Source organism: Streptomyces ficellus (assembly GCF_030406405.1).
GTDB lineage: Bacteria > Actinomycetota > Actinomycetes > Streptomycetales > Streptomycetaceae > Streptomyces > Streptomyces ficellus_B.
Map to the genome: position 1 here is coordinate 1 of NZ_JAUEPL010000011.1, position 18,444 is coordinate 18,444.

Below are 18,444 nucleotides of genomic sequence, written 5' to 3' on the forward strand. Positions count from 1 at the left end.
CCCGCACCTGCTCCTCGGTGCCGTGGATGTGGCCGCGCAGAGCCGACTCGTACCACTCCCGCTGCTTGGCCGTCATCGTCAGCCCCTCGATCCGCTCCGGCGGCGCGAGCGGCGGGACGACGGCGCGGCCGGCAGATGCGCCATCGGCGGGTTCGGCACCGGCATGTCGTGCTGCAGGATGGCCTGCATCCGCGCCTGGAGCACCGGAGAGGGGTCGAGCCCCAGCTCCGTGCGGAGCACGGTGTGCAGCCGCCGGTACGCGTCGAGCGCCTCGGCCGTTCTCCCCGCCCGGTACAGCGCGATCATCAACTGTTCGGAGAATCGTTCATGCAAGGGGTGGAGGATGGTCATCCGGCACAGTTCGGCCACGGCCATCTGGTATCGCCCGCCCTGGATCTCCAGATTGAACTTCTCCTCCAGCGTCAGCAGACGCACCTCGTCCAGCCGGGTGGCCGCGGAGCGGCACAGCAGCCCGCCCGCGACCCCCTGGAGGGCCGGCCCCCGCCACAGCGCCAATGCCTCGTCCAGCTTGGCCGACGCCGCCGCGTGGTCCACCTGGCCGAGTCGGCGCGCCTCGGAGCACAGCGCCTCGAAACACAACAGGTCGAGTTCGTCCTCGGCGAGGTGCAGCCGGTAACCGGACTGCTCAGTGCCCAGGCGCTCCTTGGCACACCCGGGGCCGTACCAGGAATCGAGAGAGCGGCGCAACCGGGTGGCCACCGCCTGGAGGGCGTTGTCCACCTGCGCCGGTGGCCGTTCCCCCCATATCTCATCAATCAGCTGCTCCTTGCTCACCGTGACGTTGGCGTTGAGTAAGAGCATGACCAGAAGAGTCCGCTGTCGCCCCCCTCGCACATACATCCGTCGGTCGCAGGCCTGCACCTCAAGAGGTCCGAGCAGATTGAACCGCACCGCATCCACCTTCCCCATGGGCGAACGGCTTTGAGCCCCGCCCGGTACAGGACCGGTGGCTCTGCACCCGGAGTCCCCGCCCCCTGCTGCCCCCGGTGTGACTGACGTGATGTGCGGTACGCCAGTTCACTGATTAAAAAATCCGGCCATCCGGTTTGTCAATGAAATATGGACTACCGATGTGGAGGGCCACACAGGGTCAACACCCTTTGTCCACATGCCAGTTGACATGGCCGAAAAACAGGACGGCCGCCATCACCACGGAGTGACGGCGGCCGACCGGGCTTTTCGGTCAGAAGCCGGGCGGTTCGGTGTACGTGCCCCATTCCTCCCGCAACGCGTCGCAGATCTCACCGAGCGTGGCCTCCGCCCGTACCGCGTCCAGCATGGGTTCGATCATGTTGGCGCCGTCGCGCGCGGCGGCCAGCATCGCGTCCAGCGAGGCCCGCACCCGTGCGTCGTCCCGGCGCGCCTTGCGCTCGCCGAGCACGCGCACCTGCTCCCGCTCCACCTCGTGGCTGACCCGCAGGATCTCCAGGTCGCCGGTGACCGAGCCGGTGTGGCAGTTGACGCCGACGACCTTCTTGTCGCCCTTCTCCAGGGCCTGCTGGTAGCGGAAGGCGGACTCGGCGATCTCGCCGGTGAACCAGCCGTCCTCGATGCCGCGCAGGATGCCGGAGGTCATGGGCCCGATGGGGTGCTGCCCGTCGGGGTGCGCGCGCAGGCCCCGCTCCCTGATCTGGTCGAAGATCTTCTCGGCGTCGGCCTCGATGCGGTCGGTGAGCTGCTCGACGTACCAGGAACCGCCCAGCGGGTCGGCGACGTTGGCGACGCCGGTCTCCTCCATCAGCACCTGCTGCGTCCGCAGGGCGATCTCGGCGGCCTGCTCGGACGGCAGGGCCAGGGTCTCGTCGAGGGCGTTGGTGTGCAGCGAGTTGGTGCCGCCGAGGACCGCGGCGAGGGCCTCGACGGCGGTGCGTACGACGTTGTTGTACGGCTGCTGGGCGGTGAGCGAGACACCCGCGGTCTGGGTGTGGAACCGCAGCCACTGCGCCTTGTCGCTCCGCGCGCCGTACACCTCGCGCAGCCAGCGGGCCCAGATGCGGCGCGCGGCGCGGAACTTGGCGATCTCCTCGAAGAAGTCGACGTGCGCGTCGAAGAAGAAGGACAGGCCGGGCGCGAAGACGTCGACGTCCAGGCCTCGGGACAGGCCCAGTTCCACGTACCCGAAGCCGTCGGCGAGCGTGTAGGCGAGCTCCTGGGCGGCCGTCGCGCCCGCCTCGCGGATGTGGTAGCCCGAGACGGAGAGCGGCTTGTACGCGGGGATGCGGGCCGCGCAGTGCTCCATCAGGTCGCCGATCAGGCGCAGATGGGGCTCGGGCTGGAACAGCCACTCCTTCTGGGCGATGTACTCCTTGAAGATGTCCGTCTGGAGGGTGCCGTTGAGGACCCCCGGGTCGACGCCCTGGCGCTCGGCGGCGACGAGGTACATGCAGAAGACGGGGACGGCCGGGCCGGAGATGGTCATCGAGGTCGTGACGTCCCCGAGCGGGATGTCCTTGAAGAGGACCTCCATGTCGGCGGCGGAGTCGATGGCGACACCGCAGTGGCCGACCTCGCCGAGCGAGCGCGGGTCGTCGGAGTCCCGGCCCATGAGGGTGGGCATGTCGAAGGCGACGGACAGGCCGCCGCCGCCGTTGGCCAGGATCATCTTGTAGCGCTCGTTGGTCTGCTCGGCGTTGCCGAAGCCGGCGAACTGGCGGATGGTCCAGGTGCGGCCGCGGTAGCCGGTCGGGTACAGGCCGCGGGTGAAGGGGTACTCACCCGGCCAGCCGATCCGCTCGAAGCCGTCGTAGGTGTCACCGGGCCGGGGCCCGTACACGGGCTCCACGGGGTCGCCGGAGAGCGTGGTGAAGTCGGCGTCGCGCTTGTGGGCGGCGTCGTAGCGGGCCTGCCAGCGTCGGCGGCCTTCCTCGATGGCGTCAGCGTCCATACCTTCGAATTTACTAGGACGTCCTAGTAAATGTCGATGGGTGGCCGCCGTACGCGTGGCGCACGGCGGTCGGGGTCAGGCCTTGGCGGCGACCGGCGAGGCGTCCGCGAGCAGCGGCTCGACGTCGCGGGTGACCTTGCGCTCGACGAAGAACGCGGCGAAGGGGATGGTCCCGGAGAGCAGGATCCACAGCAGCTTGCCGAACGGCCACTTCGCCTTGGACCCCAGGTCGAAGGCGAAGACCAGGTAGATGATGTAGAGGACGCCGTGGGTCTGGGAGACCATGAAGGTCACGTCCTCGCCCGTGTCGAACCCGTACTTGAACACCATGCACGTGCAGAGCACAAGCAGCATGACGGCGGTCACATAGGCCATGACCCGGTAGCGGGTCAGCACGCTCCTCTTCATGGCATTGAGCGTAACGGCACGTTCCGGGCGATCTTCCGGCGGGACCCCCGGGGCTACTTCTCGTCGAAGTCGCCCGCGGCCACCCGCAAGGGCCTGAGCATCGCGAAGATCTCCGCGCACTCCTCGTCGTCGTACACGCCCAGCCCGAAGTCCATCGCCATCAGGTCCGCCGTCGCCGCCTCGACGACCTCGCGGCCCTTGTCGGTGATGGAGGCGAGCGTGCCGCGTCCGTCGTTGGGGTTGGGGCGCTTGGCGACCAGGCCCGACTTCACCAGCCGGTCGACGGTGTTCGTCACCGAGGTCGGGTGGACCATCAGCCGCTCGCCGATCTTGGACATCGGCAGCTCGCCCTCCTTGGAGAAGGTGAGCAGCACCAGCGCCTCGTACCGGGCGAAGGTCAGCCCGTAGGGCTTGACCACCGCGTCGACCTCCGCGAGCAGGATCTGGTGCGCGCGCATGATCGACGTGATGGCGGCCATGGAGGGGACGGGCCCCCAGCGGCGCTGCCAGAGCTCGTCGGCACGGGCGATGGGGTCGAACGGGAGACTGAGCGGCTTGGGCACGTCACCGACCTTACCGACTGGTCACATGCTGGTCAGCCCCGTCTCGCGGATCGGTCCGGGGGTGGTCCGCCGCCGCCGTCGCGCGGTGTCGCACCCCGACTCTCCGTGACCGCTATGTCACGATTGACCGGTCCGCTGTCCGTCCGTAGCTCACAGCCATACGAGGGGGCTGGATGTCCGGCCACAGAGCATTCCGCGTACTCACCGCCCTTCTGCTGGCTGCCGGGCTCGGCGCCGGCGCCGGCTGCGCGCCCGGCGGCGGCACGGGCCCCGCCCCGGGCGAGCAGGGCCCCGCCCAGGAACCCGTGGGCAGGAGCGAGCCCGCGAACGGCTCGCCGTTCTGGGTGGACCCGAACAGCGACGCGGCCCGCCAGGTCACGGCGTACCAGGCGCAGGGCCGCACCGAGGACGCCAAGGTGCTGCGGCGGATCTCCGAGCGCCCGGCCGCCGTGTGGCCGGCCTGGAACAACCACGTGGCGGACATCCACCGGGCCGTGCGGGGCGCCGCGTCCGCCAAGCGCACGGTCGTCCTCGTCGCGTACAACATCCCCCACCGGGACTGCGGCATGTACTCCAAGGGCGGCGCCGAGAGCGCGGAGGCGTACCGCACGTGGATCGGCTCGTTCGCCGAGGCCATCGGGGACGCGCCCGCGATCGTGGTGCTGGAGCCGGACGCCGTGCCGCACCTGGTGGACGGCTGCACGCCCGCGCAGCACCACGACGAGCGCTACCAGCTGCTCGCCGAGGCGGTGGACCGGCTCAAGCGGCAGCCACGCACCAAGGTGTACCTGGACGCGGGCAACCCGGCGTGGCTCAAGGACCCGGGCAAGCTGGTGGAACCGCTCCGGCGGGCCGGTGCCGCCAGGGCCGACGGCTTCTCGCTGAACGTCTCGAACTTCCAGACCACCGAGTCGGTCACCGCGTTCGGCACGGAGCTGTCCGCGCTGCTGGGCGGCGCCCACTTCGTCATCGACACCAGCCGCAACGGCGCGGGCCCGCTCGCGGGCGACGGCGAGGAGGCCTGGTGCAACCCGCCCGGCCGGGCGCTCGGCACGCCGCCGACCGAGGACACGGGCGACGAGCGGCTGGACGCGTACCTGTGGGTGAAGCGGCCCGGCGAGTCGGACGGCACGTGCCGGGGCGGCCCCGCCGCCGGTACGTGGTGGCCGGAGTACGCGCTGGGCCTGGCCCGCCGCGCGAAGGCCTGACCACCCGCCGTACGGGCGTGCGCGCGCCGCCCGTACGGCTCGGTCCCCATACGGCTGACTCCGCCCCCGTACGACCCGGGCCCGTAGGGACGTTCACTCCGCCCCGTACCGCTCAGTCCACCTGGATCCACTTGGCCACCGACGGCCGCCCCTTCCCGTCGACCACGAACAGCATGTACCAGCCCGGCGGGACCAGCGTCTTGTCCAGCGGCGCCTGCACCGTCACCGCGCCCTTGCCCTTCGTCAGCCCGAGCGCGATCGAGCGCTGCTCCACGTCCGTCGTGTGCGTCACCGCGCTCGGCCGCACCAGGCGGGCCTTGGCGATGCGGGCGGCGTCCTTCGTGCGGAAGGTCGCCCGGCCGTTCTGGTCCAGCTCCCGCGGGCCCTCGGCCAGCACCGGCCGGCCGGCCGCGCCCCCGCCGTGCAGGTAGGGCGGCGTGAAGATCTCCACGCGCTGCTCGAAGGTCCCCAGCTTGGTGTTGTCCTTGTCGCTGAACAGCGGGTCGGAGCCGAACGTCGCCACCCGCCCGTCCGGCAGCAGCAGCGCCTCGGAGTGGTAGTTGCGGCCGACGGTCGGTTCGGCCGCCGCGCGGAAGGAGTCCTTCCCCGGCTCGTAGAACTGGGCCTTGAGGATGTCGCTGCCGCTGCGGCCCCGGTACTGCTTGGAGCCGCCGGTGGTGAAGACCGTGTCGTCGGGCAGGAGCACGCTGTTCAGGTAGCGGGTGCCCTGGGGCAGTGAGGGGCCGTTGCGGAAGGCGGGGGTGGCGGCCTTGAGGTCGATGATCGCGGTCCGGCCGGTCGACAGCTCCGACTCGCCGACGCCGCCGCCGCCCAGCACCATCAGTTTCTGGTCCTGCGCGGGCGGCAGGATCAGGGAGGCGGAGGTCTCCAGCTGGTCGGGGTCGGTGATGCCCCTGATCTGCTGGAAGGTGTTCTTCTTCAGGTCCCACAGGCCCGGGACACGGCCCTTCTCGGCGGGCCCGTAGCCGGCGTTGGAGCCGGTGTAGAACAGCTTGCCGCCCTGGGTGAGGAAGAGCGCGGGGTACGTGGGGAAGTAGCGGAAGGGGCCCTTGGTCCACTTCTTCGTCTTCGGGTCGTAGATCTCGTTGTCGCCGGGGACGACGTCACCGACGTCGTTGAGGCCCGAGACGGCGAGCACCTTGCCGTCCTGGAGGGTCACCAGCGTGGGGTACCAGCGGGCGTCCTTCATGGGGGCGACGGGGATGTACTTCTCGGCCTTGGGGTCGAACTCGTACGCCGCCTTGATGCCCTGGAAGTCCTGTTTCTCCGTGGTGAGTTTCTGGGCGATGCCGTAGACGTTCGCGGCGTCCTTGCCCTTGAGGCCGAGGACCTTGTACTGGGCGGCCTCGGTGGTCAGGGCCTTGGGGCCCTCCTTCCGGGCCTCGACGAAGACCCGCGCCTCGGCCGCGGTGACCTTGGTCTCCCAGGGCTTCATACGGCCGCTGCTGAAGTACGAGATCTTGAACTCGCGCTTGGCCTTGGGGACCGTCACGTCGAACTTCGACACGTACTCGACGCCGGACGGCGAGCGGAAGACGGTGCCCTTCTTGAGGGTGATGGCCTTGTCCGGGCTCTCGTTCTTGACCCGCATGCCGCCGCCGGCGCGCTTGACCTCGCCGTCGAGGACCTCGTAGCGGGCGGTGCCGCCGGCCACCAGCAGCCGGCCGTCGGGAAGCTGGGAGTGCCCGGCGCAGAAGAAGTCCTCGGGGGTCGGGATCTTCTTGAAGGTGTTCTTCACCGGGTCCCACAGGATGGTGTCGAAGGTGCCCGCGTCGAACTTCTTCTGGTTGTTGCCGGAGCCCGCGATGAGCAGCACTTTGCCGGTGTGGAGGAGAGCGGCGTGGATGGCGTTGAGCCGGAACTCCTCGGGCACGGCGAGATGCTGCCATGAGCCGTACTTCGCCTTGTAGCCGGGCTGGGAGATCTTGTACGCGTGGTACTTCTCCTCGGCGAACGAGATCGCCGCCGGCGCGTTGAGGCCCGCGAGGATGACCACCGCTCCGCCCCCCAGCAGTGTCTTCTTCAGCTTCTTCGACGGCCGGTAGGCCATGGTTCAGTTCCCTCCTGTCGTCGTGGCGAACGCGGGCTCGGGCTCGTCGCCCCGCTTCGGGTTCGGCGTCGGCTTGGGCTTCGGTGCCGGCGCCGGCTTCGCCTTGCGGGCCGGGGCGAGTGTGGTCTTCAGGGAGCGGACCCGGACGCGCGCCCGGCGCTCCTGGAGCAGGCCCCAGCTCCAGACGCCGATGGGGGCGAGCGCGATGGCGAGGGCGAGCACGGCCCAGGTCCGCATGGCGGCGTGCGTGTGGTCGAGGGGCACGGACGCGATGAGTGAGGCGGCCAGCACGGCCGCCCAGTAGAGGTGGATACGGAAGGTGGGCAGCCGGTCGGGGCTGGCCTCGCCACCCTTGGGGGTGACCACGAACCGGCCGTTGGTGCGCAGCAGCGCCGAGGTCAGGGACTTGAGGTAGATGGGCGCGGAGAGCGCGGACATCGCCATGCCGGCGAGGCCACCGGAGCCTTCCGGTTCGTGGGGCGAGACGTTGTGGCGCCGGTTCCACAGGTAGAGGGCGATCTGGAGGGCGGCCGCGTCGCTGTAGAGCATCAGCCAGACGGAGGACGACACCTGGGTGCCGGACGCCCCGAGCCAGAGGAACAGGACGCAGGAGAGGATGCCGAGGAACCAGTTGACGGCCGTCATCGGGTAGTAGACGAGCATCAGCGTGTAGTTGAGCAGCCGTCCGGGCGGCACGCGGAAGAGCGCCTTCCCGTACTGCTTGAAGAGCGTCTCGTAGGTGCCGCGCGACCAGCGGAGCTGCTGAGTGAAGAAGTCGGTCCAGGAGGCCGGGCCCTCCCCCACCGCCAGGACGTCGGGGGTGTAGACGGACCGCCAGTAGCGGCCGGTGCGGGGGTTCTTGCGCCGGTGGAGTTCGAAGCCGGTGGCCATGTCCTCGGTGATCGAGTCGTACAGCCCGCCGACCTGTTTGACGGCGGAGACGCGTACGACGTTGTTGGTGCCCACGAACATGGGCGCGTGGTAGCGGTTCCCGGCGCGCTGGATGAGCGCGTGGAAGAGGAACTGCTGGGATTCGGCGGCCTTGGTGACGGGTGAGGTGTAGTTGCCGTACACCTGGGGGCCGACGACGAAGGCGACGTCGGGGTCGCGGAAGTAGCCGAGCATCCGTTCCAGGAAGTTGGGCAGCGGTACGTGGTCGGTGTCGACGGAGGCGAAGAAGTCGTAGTCGTCGCCGTGCATGGCGATCCAGGCGTTGTAGTTGCCGTGCTTGGTCTTCGCCTTGTGCACGCCGGTGCGGCGGTTCCAGGCGGGGACGCCGGCCCGGGTGAAGTGGCGTACGCCGAGCTCCGCGCACAGGGCCTTGGCGAGGGGGTCGTCGCCCTCGTCGAGCAGCCACACGTCGAGCTTTCCGTCATGGGTGACGCGTACGGCCGCTTCGAGAGTGGCGCGGACCATGGAGAGCGGCTCTTTGCCCGGTACGTAGGTGGTGAGGAAGGCCACGCGGGTGCCCTTCTCGGGGACGACGGGTACCGGGTCGCGGGCGACCATCGTGGCGTGGGCGATGGAGACCACGTTGATGAGCATGAACAGGCAGATGAGCCCGATGGACCCGAGCATCACGGCGTCGAACCTGATCAGCCACCGGTCGCCGCCCTCGCGGGTGGTCCAGTGGGTGGGCCAGACGAGGTAGACGAGCAGGCTCGCCGACAGCAGCGGGGCGAGGCTCATCAGCAGGACGGCTCGTATTCGGTGCGGTTCCTGGGAGAGCAGACTGCGGTACTGGACCTGGTAGGCCGTCGGGCCCGGTTCCGTCAGGGGACCGGCGAGACGGCTGTAGGTGTCGTAGTCGTAGCCCTCCGGCCGCACGGTGCCTCCAGCTGTCGAGCGGGTCGCTATACCCCCACAAAAAGGGAGATTAGGGAGCGTGTCGACCGGAGACGTCCGAGCGGGCGTTTCTGTGGTGCGCGAGGTTTGGCGGGGTTTCAGCCGACTCCGGTACGGGGTCCGGGCAGCGGAAAACCCCGGCCCGCGCGGACCGGGGTGCGATGAGCCGGGCTCAGGCGGACAGGTGGCGCTCCACCGTGTCGACCTTGGCGGTCAGGCCGTCGGTCACGCCGGGGCGGATGTCGGCCTTGAGGACGAGGGAGACGCGCGGCGCGCGCGCCTCGACGGCGGCGACGGCGCGCTTCACGACGTCCATCACCTCGTCCCACTCGCCCTCGATGGAGGTGAACATGGCGTCGGTACGGTTGGGCAGGCCCGACTCGCGGACCACGCGGACCGCGTCCGCGACGTACTCGCCGACGTCCTCGCCGACGCCGAGTGGGGTGACGGAGAAGGCGACGATCACGCGGGGTTCACCGTGCCCTCGCGGCGGGCGCGGGAGGCGATGACCGCGTCGTCGGCGGCGCGCTTGAGCTTGCGCTCGGCGACGAAGCCGCCGAAGGGCAGGACGGACAGCACGAAGTAGAGGGCGGCGGTCTTCAGGTCCCACTTGGTGCGGCTCCAGGCGTCCAGCCAGAACAGCACGTACAGGATGAAGAGAACACCGTGGATCATGCCCATGACCGGAACCGCGTTGAACTCCGTTGTGCGCTTGAGCACCGAGCAGACGAGCAGCAGCAGGAACGACACGGCCTCCGGGGCGGAGACCAGTCGGAGGCGGTGGAGGGAGGAGGCGGTCTTGATGTCCACGGGGCAGCACCTTCGGCGTTCGGATCGATGTGAATCGACGCACAAGCGGTCCGTTCCATTCTGACAGGCGACTTTGCGCACCCTTTATCAGGGTCCGGATCCTCCCCAGGGCCCTGTCTGCGCCCGGCGGCCACCGGTTACCGTCGTCGCGTGGCAACGTTCCGACTCCAAGGCAGCAAAGTGCTCGCCGTCGACATGACCGGCGACGCCGTCAAAGCGAAGAACGGCTCGATGGTCGCGTACGACGGCCAGATGGCGTTCAAGAAGATGTCCGGCGGCGGTGAGGGCATCCGGGGGATGGTCACCCGCCGCCTCACCGGTGAGCAGATGGAGCTGATGGAGGTGACGGGGCAGGGCACCTGCTACTTCGCCGACCGCGCCTCCGAGATCAACCTCGTCTCCCTGCGCGGCGACACGCTCTACGTCGAGGCCAGCAACCTGCTCTGCACCGACGGCGGCCTGCGCACCGGCACCAGCTTCACCGGCCTGCGCGGCGGAGCGAGTGGGACCGGCCTGTTCACCACCACCGTCGAGGGCACCGGCCAGGCCGCGATCATGTCCGACGGGCCGGCCGTGGTGCTGCGCGTGACGCCGCAGTACCCGCTGTCCGTGGACCCCGGGGCGTACATCGCCCATCAGGGCAGCCTCCGGCAGAACTTCCAGTCCGGTGTGACGTTCCGCACACTCATGGGCGAGGGTGGCGGCGAGGCGTTCCAGATCCGCTTCGAGGGCGACGGGCTCGTGTACGTACAGCCCAGCGAGCGCAACACGATCGGAGGGGACGTCTGATGCCGTTCCGCGAGGTCAACTCGAAGATGGTGGAGGCCACGGTCTTCCCCGGGCAGAAGATGTTCAGCCAGCGTGGCGCGATGCTCGCGTACCGAGGGGACGTCACTTTCACGCCGAACACGGCGGGTGGCCAGGGCGGGGTGATGTCGATGATCGGCCGCCGCGTGGCCGACGAGGCGACACCGCTCATGACCGTGGAGGGCAGCGGCACGGTGATGTTCGGGCACGGCGGCCACCACATCCAGGTCATCCACCTGACCGGCGAGACGCTGTACGTCGAGGCCGACCGCCTGCTCGCCTTCGACGGCACGCTCCAGCAGGGCACGATGTTCATGGGTTCCCAGGGCGGCGTCATGGGCATGGTGCGCGGCCAGGTCACCGGGCAGGGCCTGTTCACCACCACCCTCAAGGGTCACGGCGCGGTGGCGGTCATGGCGCACGGCGGAGTGATCGAACTGCCCATCACACCCCACCGCCCCGTCCATGTCGACCCGCAGGCGTACGTCGCGCACCACGGCGACGTACGCAACAAGCTCTCCACCGCGCTCGGCTGGCGCGACATGGTGGGGCGCGGCTCGGGCGAGGCGTTCCAGCTGGAGCTGAGCGGCAGTGGCGCGGTGTACGTCCAGGCGTCGGAGGAGAAGCTGTGAGCACGCCCGTCATCCACGACCCCACCACCCTCCCCAGCGACGACAACGTCAATCCGTACACCTTCTGCGTGGAGCTGAAGGGCTCCCAGTGGTTCCTGCAGAAGGGCAAGATGATCGCCTACTACGGGCGCATCGAATTCAACGGCATCGGCCACGGCCGCCTGGACCGCCTGGTCCGTACGAGCTTCCACTCGCCCCTGCACGCGAGCGACTGGGTGGTGGCGGAGGGCAGCGGCAAGATGCTGCTCGCGGACCGCGCGTTCGATGTGAACTCGTACGACCTGGACGACGGCAACCTCACCATCCGGGCCGGGAACCTCCTCGCCTACCAGCCTTCCCTCGCCCTGAAGCAGTCGATCGTGCCGGGCTTCCTCACCCTGATCGGCACGGGCAAGTTCGTGGCCGCGTCCAACGGCCCGGTGGTCTTCATGGAGCCGCCGCTCCGCGTCGACCCGCAGGCCCTGGTCGGCTGGGCCGACTGCCCCTCCCCCTGCCACCACTACGACCATGGCTATATGACGGGCGTGATGGGCGGTCTGCGGGCGCTGACGGGGCTCGGCGGGGCGTCGGGCGAGGAGCACCAGTTCGAGTTCTCGGGGGCCGGGACGGTGCTGCTCCAGTCCTCGGAGGCCCTGATGCCCGAACAGGCGACGGGGGCGGTACCGCACGAGGCGGGGGTTCCGGGGACGGGATCCGGCCAAGGTCAGCACGGTTCCGCACCACGCCTTCCCGGTCAGCTGGGGGACCTCCAGCGTCGCTTCGGGCTGTGAGCGGTAGTCTGCGGAGTGTGACGCCCTCGAACGTCTGCACCCGTGACCGGGTACGGGCGGGAGGACCGGGGGGCCGGCGTGCCCGGCGTCACTGACCCTCATTTCGTCCAGAATTCAACTTCTTAGGTAGAATCCATATATGGAGACCGAGACGGCCACCCCCTGGCTGACCGATGCCGAGCAGTGCGCCTGGCGCACCTATCTGGACGTCAACAGGCTGCTGACGTACCAGCTGGAAAAGGACCTCCAGCCGTTCGGCCTGACCAACAACGACTACGAGATCCTGGTCAACCTCTCGGAGGCGCCCGACCGACGCCTGCGGATGAGTGACCTGGCCACGGCGACGCTCCAGTCCAAGAGCCGGCTCTCCCACCAGATCACCCGTATGGAGAACGCGGGCCTGGTACGCCGTGAGAACTGCGAGTCCGACCGGCGCGGGCTGTACGCGGTGCTGACCGAACAGGGCATGGAAACCATGCAGAAGGTCGCCCCGCACCACGTGGAATCGGTGCGCAAGCACTTCATCGACCTGCTGAGCCCGGACGCACTGGCCGGCCTGCGCAAGTCGCTCACGCCCATCGCGGAACAGCTCCGGGGCCTGCGCGGCAAACCGTAGGTCAGTCCGCCACCGGCAGGCGCAGCTCGAACAGCGCCCCGCCGGACGCGGCACGCCGCACCCGGAGCGTGCCGCCGTGGCGGGCCGCGACATCGCGGGCGATGGCGAGGCCGAGACCGGCTCCGCCCTCGTCGCGGCTGCGGGCGTCGTCCAGCCGGACGAACCGCTCGAAGATCCGCTCCCGCTCGGCCTCCGGCACACCGGCCCCGTCGTCCGCGACGGTGAGCACGGCCTGCCGCCCCTCGCGCCGTACGGCCACGGTCACGGCCGACTCCGCGTGCCGCTGGGCGTTGTCCAGCAGGTTGCCCAGCACCCTCGCGAGCTGCCCGCGCGACCCGGCGACCTCGGCGCCGTCCTCGGCGTCCACGGCCACCGCCACCCGGTCGCCGGACCGCTGCCCGACCTCGTCGCGCACCAGCGCGGCGAGGTCGACGCGCGTCCGCCCCGGCCGCTCCCCCGCGTCCAGGCGGGCCAGCAGCAGCAGGTCGGCGGCGAGCCGCTGAAGCCGTACGGTGTCGGCGACCGCCCCTGGCACGTCCAGCAACCCGGGGTGGGCGGCGCCGACCTCCAGCTGGGTGCGCAGGCTGGCGATGGGGCTGCGCAGCTCGTGCGAGGCGTCCGCGACGAACCTCCGCTGCCGCTCCACGGAAGCCTCCAGCGCGGCCAGCGTCTCATTGGTCGTCCGCGCCAGCCGGGCCACCTCGTCGTGCGTCGCCGGCTCCGGGACCCGCCGCGACAGGTCCTCCGACGCCGTGATCGCGGCCATCTCGCGCCGGATGCCCTCGACGGGCTTCAGCGCCCGCCGGGTCACCAGCCACGTCACGCCCGCGACGACCAGCAGCAGCGGCGGCAGGGCGGCGAGCATCGCGTCACGTACGCCCGTGAGCGTGGCGGTGGACAACGGCGCGCCCGCGTAGACGGTGGCCTCGCCGCGCGGCCCCTCCGCCTTGACGGCGGCGAAGCGGTACGTGGCCCGGTCGCCGTCCACGGTGACATCACCGGTCGAGTACGTGACGTCGTCGGACACCTCACCGCCGCCGTCCCCCTCCCCGGCGCCGGCCGCCACGGCCCTCACCGCGGTGCTCCCGGTCCCCTCGATGGCCTCGATGTCCTCGCCGATGGCCACCACCCGCCCCTCCCCGTCCACCACCTGCACCGGGTGCTCCTCGGTGTCGTCGGGCAGGTCCAGCCCGGCGAACGGCGTGCCCTCGGCGATCTGCACGGCGACCGACCGGGCGGAGATGTTCGCCTGGAGCCCGGCCTGGTCGACCAGGTTGCCCCGCAGCACCATGAGCAGCGCGGCCCCGGCCGCCACCAGGGCGAGCGCCACCACAAGGGTGGCCCCGAGCGCCGTACGGGCGCGTACGGACCTCACCGGTCCTCCAGCCGGTACCCGGCGCCGCGCACCGTCGTGATGACCTCGGGCCCCAACTTCCGCCGGAGCGCGCTCACATACACCTCGACGATGTTCGGATCGCCCTCGTAGGCGAAGTCCCAGACGTGCTCCAGGATCTCGGCCTTCGACACCACGTCACCCGCCCGGGTGACGAGCTGCTCCAGCACGGCGAACTCCTTGGCCGTCAGGGTCACCTCCTCCTCCCCCAGCCGCACGCGCCGCGCCGCCGTGTCCACGGTCAGCTCCCCCGCCCGCAGCACGGGCGACGCGGTACGCCCACGCCGCCGCAGCAGCGCCTTGACCCGGGCGACGAGCACGACGTACGAGAAAGGCTTGGTCAGGTAGTCGTCGGCACCCGTATCGAGGCCCTCGGCCTCGTCGTACTCGCCGTCCTTCGCGGTGAGCATCAGGATCGGCACGTCGTGCCCGGCGGCCCGCAGCGCCCCGCACACGCGGTAGCCGTTCATGCCGGGCAGCATGATGTCGAGCACGACCAGGTCATAGGACCCGTCACCCGCGCGATGCAGCCCCTCCAGCCCGTCATGGACCACATCCACGGCGAACCCTTCGGCCCGCAGCCCGGCGGCCAGGGACAGGGCGAGCCGCTTCTCGTCCTCCACGATCAACAGGCGCATGGTCCCAGCGTCCCAAACGAAAGCTGAAGAACGCTTCAGCCCACTTCAGGCTGCGTTCAGCGACGCCGCGCCACCGTGGTTGCCGTACCGAACGAACCCCCTCACGGAGGATTACCCATGAAGCGCAACCTGATCATCGCCACTGTCACCACGGCGGCCCTGCTCACGGGCGGCACGGCGGCGGCGTTCGCGTCGTCGGGGGACGACGAGGCCCCCCAGGCCGTCAAGACCACGACCGTGACGGCCGAGCAGGCGCTGAAGGCGGTCTCGCCGCACGGCACGGTGGTCTCGCTGGACCTGGAGGACAAGGCCTGGGACGTCGAGGTCGTGACGAAGGACGGCAAGATCCAGGAGTGGAACGTCGACGCCAAGACGGCGAAGGCCACCCAGGACACGGACCAGGACGACTCGGACGACTGACGGCCGCACCCGGCGTACGGCTGGGGCGGGGCTCGCCCCCTCCGGGGTTCACGTGACCACCGCCCCGCACCCGGCGTACGGCCGGGGCGGGGCCGTGCAGAGCGCGCCCCTCCGCCTTGTGACCACCGCCCCCACCCGGCGCACGACCAGGGCAGGGCCGTACAAAGCGCACCCCCTCCGGGGTTCACGTGACCACCGCCCCGCACCCGGCGTACGGCCGGGGCGGGGCCGTGCAGGGTCGTCCCCGCAGGGGATGGGGGTCCCCCCTGCTCGAGCGAAGCCGAGAGCTTGGGGGAGGCGAAGCAGGGGCTCCCATCCACGAGACCCAAGGCCGCCGACCCCGAGGAGACGAGCCCGGAGGGGCCCCGCCCCACCCCCACCGGCCCACGCCGCCGCCCACCGGGCCGCGCCCACGAACAAGCGCACCACCCCCACGCGGCACCACCCCCACGCGGCACCGCGCCACGCGGCGACACCGCCCCCGGGCGGCGCCTGCGGCTACTGCCCCGTCCGCGCGGTTACTGCCCCGTCAGCCCCTCCACCAGCGAGTCCGCCGCCGCGTACGGGTCCAGCTCGCCCGCGACGATGCGCTCCGCCAGCGCGTCCAGGCGCCGGTCGCCGTGCAGGTCGCCGATCCGCTCCCGCAACGCGGTCACCGCGATGGTCTCGACCTCGTGCGCGGCCCGCGCGCGGCGGCGTTCCGCGAGGACGCCCCGCTCCTCCATCCACGCGCGGTGCTTCTCCAGCGCCTCGACGACCTCGTCGATGCCTTCTCCCCGCGCCGCCACGGTCTTGACGATCGGCGGCCGCCAGTCGCCCGGCCCGCGCGCCTCCCCCAGCCCCAGCATGTGGTTGAGCTCGCGCGCGGTGGCGTCGGCGCCGTCCCGGTCGGCCTTGTTGACGACGTACACGTCACCGATCTCCAGGATTCCGGCCTTCGCGGCCTGGATCCCGTCACCCATCCCCGGGGCCAGCAGCACCACCGACGTATCGGCCTGGGAGGCGATCTCCACCTCCGACTGCCCCACGCCCACCGTCTCCACCAGCACCACGTCGCACCCCGCGGCATCCAGCACGCGAATCGCCTGCGGGGCGGCCCACGCGAGCCCGCCCAGATGCCCCCGGGTCGCCATCGACCGGATGTAGACCCCCGGGTCCGACGCGTGTTCGGACATCCGGACCCGGTCGCCGAGCAGCGCGCCCCCGCTGAACGGCGAGGACGGGTCGACGGCGAGCACCCCGACCCGCTTCCCGGCCCGCCGGTACGCGGTGACCAGCGCCGACGTCGATGTCGACTTGCCGACACCGGGCGAGCCGGTCAGGCCCACCACGTACGCACCGCCGGCCAGCGGCGCCAGCGCCGCCATCACCTCACGGAGCTGCGGGGACGCCCCCTCCACGAGCGAGATCAGCCGGGCCACGGCGCGCGGCCGGCCCTCCCGTGCCTGGGCGACCAGTGCGGGGACGTCCACCATCACGTACAGAGCTCCTTCAGCCGGTTTACTTGCCGTTGCCCGGCACGCGGACGATCAGCGCGTCGCCCTGGCCGCCGCCACCGCACAGCGCCGCCGCGCCGACGCCGCCGCCGCGCCGCTTCAGCTCCAGCGCGAGGTGGAGGACGACACGGGCGCCGGACATGCCGATCGGGTGCCCGAGCGCGATGGCGCCGCCGTTGACGTTCACCTTTTCCGGGGTCACGCCGAGGTCCTTCATTGACTGGACGGCGACGGCCGCGAACGCCTCGTTGATCTCGATCAGATCAAGATCGGTGACGTCCAGGCCCTCCTTCTTCAGGGCGTGCCGGATCGCGTTGGACGGCTGGGACTGGAGCGAGTTGTCCGGGCCGGCCACGTTCCCGTGGGCGCCGATCTCGGCGATCCACTCCAGCCCGAGCTGCTCGGCCCTGGCCTTGCTCATGACGACGACCGCGGCCGCGCCGTCCGAGATCTGGGAGGACGTGCCGGCCGTGATGGTGCCGTCCTTGGCGAAGGCGGGGCGCAGCTTGCCCAGCGACTCGGCCGTGGTCTCGGGTCGGATGCCCTCGTCCTTGCTGAAGAGGACGGGTTCACCCTTGCGCTGCGGGATCTCCACGGGCGTGATCTCGGCCTCGAAGATGCCGTTCTTCTGCGCGGCGGCGGCCCGCTGGTGGGACAGGGCCGCGATCTCGTCCTGCGCCTCGCGCGGGATGCCGAGGCGGGTGTTGTGCTTCTCCGTGGACTCGCCCATGGCGATGTTCTCGAAGGAGTCGGTGAGGCCGTCGTAGGCCATGGCGTCGATCATCTCGATCGCGCCGTACTTGTAGCCCTCGCGCGACTTGGGCAGCAGGTGCGGGGCGTTGGTCATGGACTCCTGGCCGCCGGCGACGATGACGTCGAACTCGCCCGCGCGGATCAGCTGGTCGGCGAGCGCGATGGCGTCGAGGCCCGACAGGCAGACCTTGTTGATCGTCAGCGCGGGGACGTTCATCGGGATGCCGGCCTTGACGGCGGCCTGGCGGGCGGGGATCTGGCCGGCGCCGGCCTGGAGCACCTGACCCATGATCACGTACTGAACCTGGTCACCGCCGATGCCCGCCCGGTCCAGCGCGGCCTTGATGGCGAAGCCGCCGAGGTCGGCTCCGGAGAAGGACTTCAGCGAGCCGAGCAGCCGGCCCATGGGCGTGCGGGCGCCCGCGACGATGACGGAGGTGGTACCAGTCGTTCCAGACATGAGGCACGGCCCCTTGGGTGAGATGTGAACGAGGGTTTACTGCCAATGTACTGAGCGGTACGGGCCCGGGTCACCGGGCAGTCGGTGTGATCGCGCGCACGTTGCGTAACCACCTCCCGCGCGCTGCACTGGTCCCATGCTGACGCGAATCGACCACATCGGGATCGCCTGTTTCGACCTCGACAAGACTGTTGAGTTCTACCGTGCCACGTACGGCTTCGAGGTCTTCCACTCCGAGGTCAACGAGGAGCAGGGGGTCCGCGAGGCCATGCTCAAGATCAATGAGACGTCGGACGGCGGCGCCTCCTACCTCCAGCTCCTGGAGCCCACCCGCGAGGACTCGGCGGTCGGGAAGTGGCTGGCCAAGAACGGCGAGGGGGTGCACCACATCGCCTTCGGCACGGCGGACGTCGACGGGGACGCCGCCGACATCCGTGGGAAGGGTGTGCGGGTTCTGTACGAAGAGCCGCGCATCGGGTCCATGGGCTCCCGTATCACGTTCCTCCACCCGAAGGACTGTCACGGCGTGCTCACCGAGCTCGTCACCTCGGCGGATCCCGCTCCGGCCGACTCGGCGGAGCACTGACCTCCGGATTCTCGGCCCGGTAGAGTGGGCGGCTCCGGGCCGGGGCCGGATCGGGGCCGTGCC

At 70.4% G+C, this 18,444-nt stretch carries 19 protein-coding genes and 1 pseudogene; 7 read left to right on the forward strand and 13 right to left on the reverse strand.

The features are described 5' to 3' along the window. From QWM81_RS10330 to QWM81_RS10350, 5 genes and pseudogenes are all read right to left on the reverse strand, one after another. A pseudogene (locus QWM81_RS10330) lies at positions 1-118 on the reverse strand (LLM class flavin-dependent oxidoreductase); the annotation flags it as partial. Then, positions 79-930 (reverse strand): AfsR/SARP family transcriptional regulator, encoded by an 852-nt coding sequence (locus QWM81_RS10335; protein WP_353938289.1) that lies wholly within the window; start codon positions 928-930, stop codon positions 79-81. The pseudogene QWM81_RS10330 and the gene QWM81_RS10335, both read right to left, overlap by 40 nt. 274 nt (positions 931-1,204) lie before the next feature. Further along, positions 1,205-2,905, reverse strand: coding sequence for a coenzyme B12-dependent isobutyryl-CoA mutase large subunit (gene icmA / locus QWM81_RS10340; RefSeq protein ID WP_290111489.1), 1,701 nt, complete (start codon positions 2,903-2,905; stop codon positions 1,205-1,207). A 75-nt stretch (positions 2,906-2,980) separates the two neighbouring features. Beyond that, positions 2,981-3,313: a DUF3817 domain-containing protein gene (locus tag QWM81_RS10345; protein WP_290111490.1), complete on the reverse strand. Its 333-nt coding sequence runs from the start codon at positions 3,311-3,313 to the stop codon at positions 2,981-2,983. Between the two features lie 53 nt (positions 3,314-3,366). After that, positions 3,367-3,876 (reverse strand): MarR family winged helix-turn-helix transcriptional regulator, encoded by a 510-nt coding sequence (locus tag QWM81_RS10350; RefSeq protein WP_290111491.1) that lies wholly within the window; start codon positions 3,874-3,876, stop codon positions 3,367-3,369. 173 nt (positions 3,877-4,049) lie between these two features. Between QWM81_RS10350 and QWM81_RS10355 the strand changes: the two genes are divergently transcribed. Continuing rightward, the gene (locus QWM81_RS10355; protein ID WP_290111492.1) at positions 4,050-5,084 is read left to right on the forward strand and encodes a glycoside hydrolase family 6 protein; all 1,035 of its coding nucleotides are present in this window, start codon (positions 4,050-4,052) and stop codon (positions 5,082-5,084) included. Between the two features lie 112 nt (positions 5,085-5,196). On the opposite strand, the gene glxA is transcribed toward QWM81_RS10355, so the two are convergent. From glxA to QWM81_RS10375, 4 genes are all read right to left on the reverse strand, one after another. After that, complete coding sequence (gene glxA / locus QWM81_RS10360; RefSeq protein WP_290111493.1) at positions 5,197-7,155, reverse strand: radical copper oxidase GlxA; 1,959 nt, start codon at positions 7,153-7,155, stop codon at positions 5,197-5,199. 3 nt (positions 7,156-7,158) lie between these two features. Further along, complete coding sequence (locus QWM81_RS10365) at positions 7,159-8,982, reverse strand: glycosyltransferase family 2 protein (protein WP_290111494.1); 1,824 nt, start codon at positions 8,980-8,982, stop codon at positions 7,159-7,161. A gap of 190 nt (positions 8,983-9,172) precedes the next feature. Further along, a complete protein-coding gene (locus QWM81_RS10370) occupies positions 9,173-9,466 on the reverse strand; it encodes an MTH1187 family thiamine-binding protein (RefSeq protein ID WP_290111495.1) in 294 nt (97 codons plus the stop codon). Then, entirely contained in the window at positions 9,463-9,810 is a 348-nt protein-coding gene (locus QWM81_RS10375; RefSeq protein ID WP_290111496.1) for a DUF3817 domain-containing protein, read from the reverse strand. Before QWM81_RS10375 ends, QWM81_RS10370 begins: the two co-directional genes overlap by 4 nt. Before the next feature lie 150 nt (positions 9,811-9,960). Between QWM81_RS10375 and QWM81_RS10380 the strand changes: the two genes are divergently transcribed. The 4 genes from QWM81_RS10380 (at position 9,961) to QWM81_RS10395 (ending at position 12,635) form a co-directional block, all read left to right on the forward strand. Beyond that, positions 9,961-10,599, forward strand: a complete 639-nt coding sequence (locus tag QWM81_RS10380) for an AIM24 family protein (protein WP_290111497.1) — start codon at positions 9,961-9,963, stop codon at positions 10,597-10,599. Next, on the forward strand, positions 10,599-11,249 hold the full coding sequence (locus tag QWM81_RS10385) for an AIM24 family protein (RefSeq protein ID WP_290111498.1): 651 nt from the start codon (positions 10,599-10,601) through the stop codon (positions 11,247-11,249). Before QWM81_RS10380 ends, QWM81_RS10385 begins: the two co-directional genes overlap by 1 nt. Continuing rightward, entirely contained in the window at positions 11,246-12,019 is a 774-nt protein-coding gene (locus QWM81_RS10390; protein ID WP_290111499.1) for an AIM24 family protein, read from the forward strand. Before QWM81_RS10385 ends, QWM81_RS10390 begins: the two co-directional genes overlap by 4 nt. A gap of 139 nt (positions 12,020-12,158) precedes the next feature. Continuing rightward, entirely contained in the window at positions 12,159-12,635 is a 477-nt protein-coding gene (locus QWM81_RS10395; RefSeq protein WP_290111500.1) for a MarR family winged helix-turn-helix transcriptional regulator, read from the forward strand. Position 12,636: 1 nt separating this feature from the next. On the opposite strand, the gene QWM81_RS10400 is transcribed toward QWM81_RS10395, so the two are convergent. Both QWM81_RS10400 and QWM81_RS10405 read right to left on the reverse strand, forming a co-directional pair. Then, entirely contained in the window at positions 12,637-14,010 is a 1,374-nt protein-coding gene (locus QWM81_RS10400) for a sensor histidine kinase (protein ID WP_290111501.1), read from the reverse strand. Then, positions 14,007-14,666, reverse strand: a complete 660-nt coding sequence (locus QWM81_RS10405; RefSeq protein ID WP_290111502.1) for a response regulator transcription factor — start codon at positions 14,664-14,666, stop codon at positions 14,007-14,009. The genes QWM81_RS10400 and QWM81_RS10405 overlap by 4 nt, the downstream gene beginning before the upstream one ends. 117 nt (positions 14,667-14,783) lie before the next feature. Here QWM81_RS10405 and QWM81_RS10410 point away from each other — a divergent pair, with 117 nt between their 5' ends. Further along, positions 14,784-15,086: a PepSY domain-containing protein gene (locus QWM81_RS10410; protein ID WP_290111503.1), complete on the forward strand. Its 303-nt coding sequence runs from the start codon at positions 14,784-14,786 to the stop codon at positions 15,084-15,086. Positions 15,087-15,604: 518 nt separating this feature from the next. On the opposite strand, the gene meaB is transcribed toward QWM81_RS10410, so the two are convergent. Then, on the reverse strand, positions 15,605-16,561 hold the full coding sequence (gene meaB / locus QWM81_RS10415; RefSeq protein WP_290111504.1) for a methylmalonyl Co-A mutase-associated GTPase MeaB: 957 nt from the start codon (positions 16,559-16,561) through the stop codon (positions 15,605-15,607). A 25-nt stretch (positions 16,562-16,586) separates the two neighbouring features. Further along, entirely contained in the window at positions 16,587-17,795 is a 1,209-nt protein-coding gene (locus QWM81_RS10420; protein WP_290111505.1) for an acetyl-CoA C-acetyltransferase, read from the reverse strand. Between the two features lie 136 nt (positions 17,796-17,931). Here QWM81_RS10420 and mce point away from each other — a divergent pair, with 136 nt between their 5' ends. After that, positions 17,932-18,381 carry a methylmalonyl-CoA epimerase gene (gene mce / locus QWM81_RS10425; protein WP_290111506.1) on the forward strand — a complete coding sequence of 150 codons (450 nt, stop codon included), beginning with the start codon at positions 17,932-17,934 and terminating at the stop codon, positions 18,379-18,381. Positions 18,382-18,444: the final 63 nt, after the last annotated feature.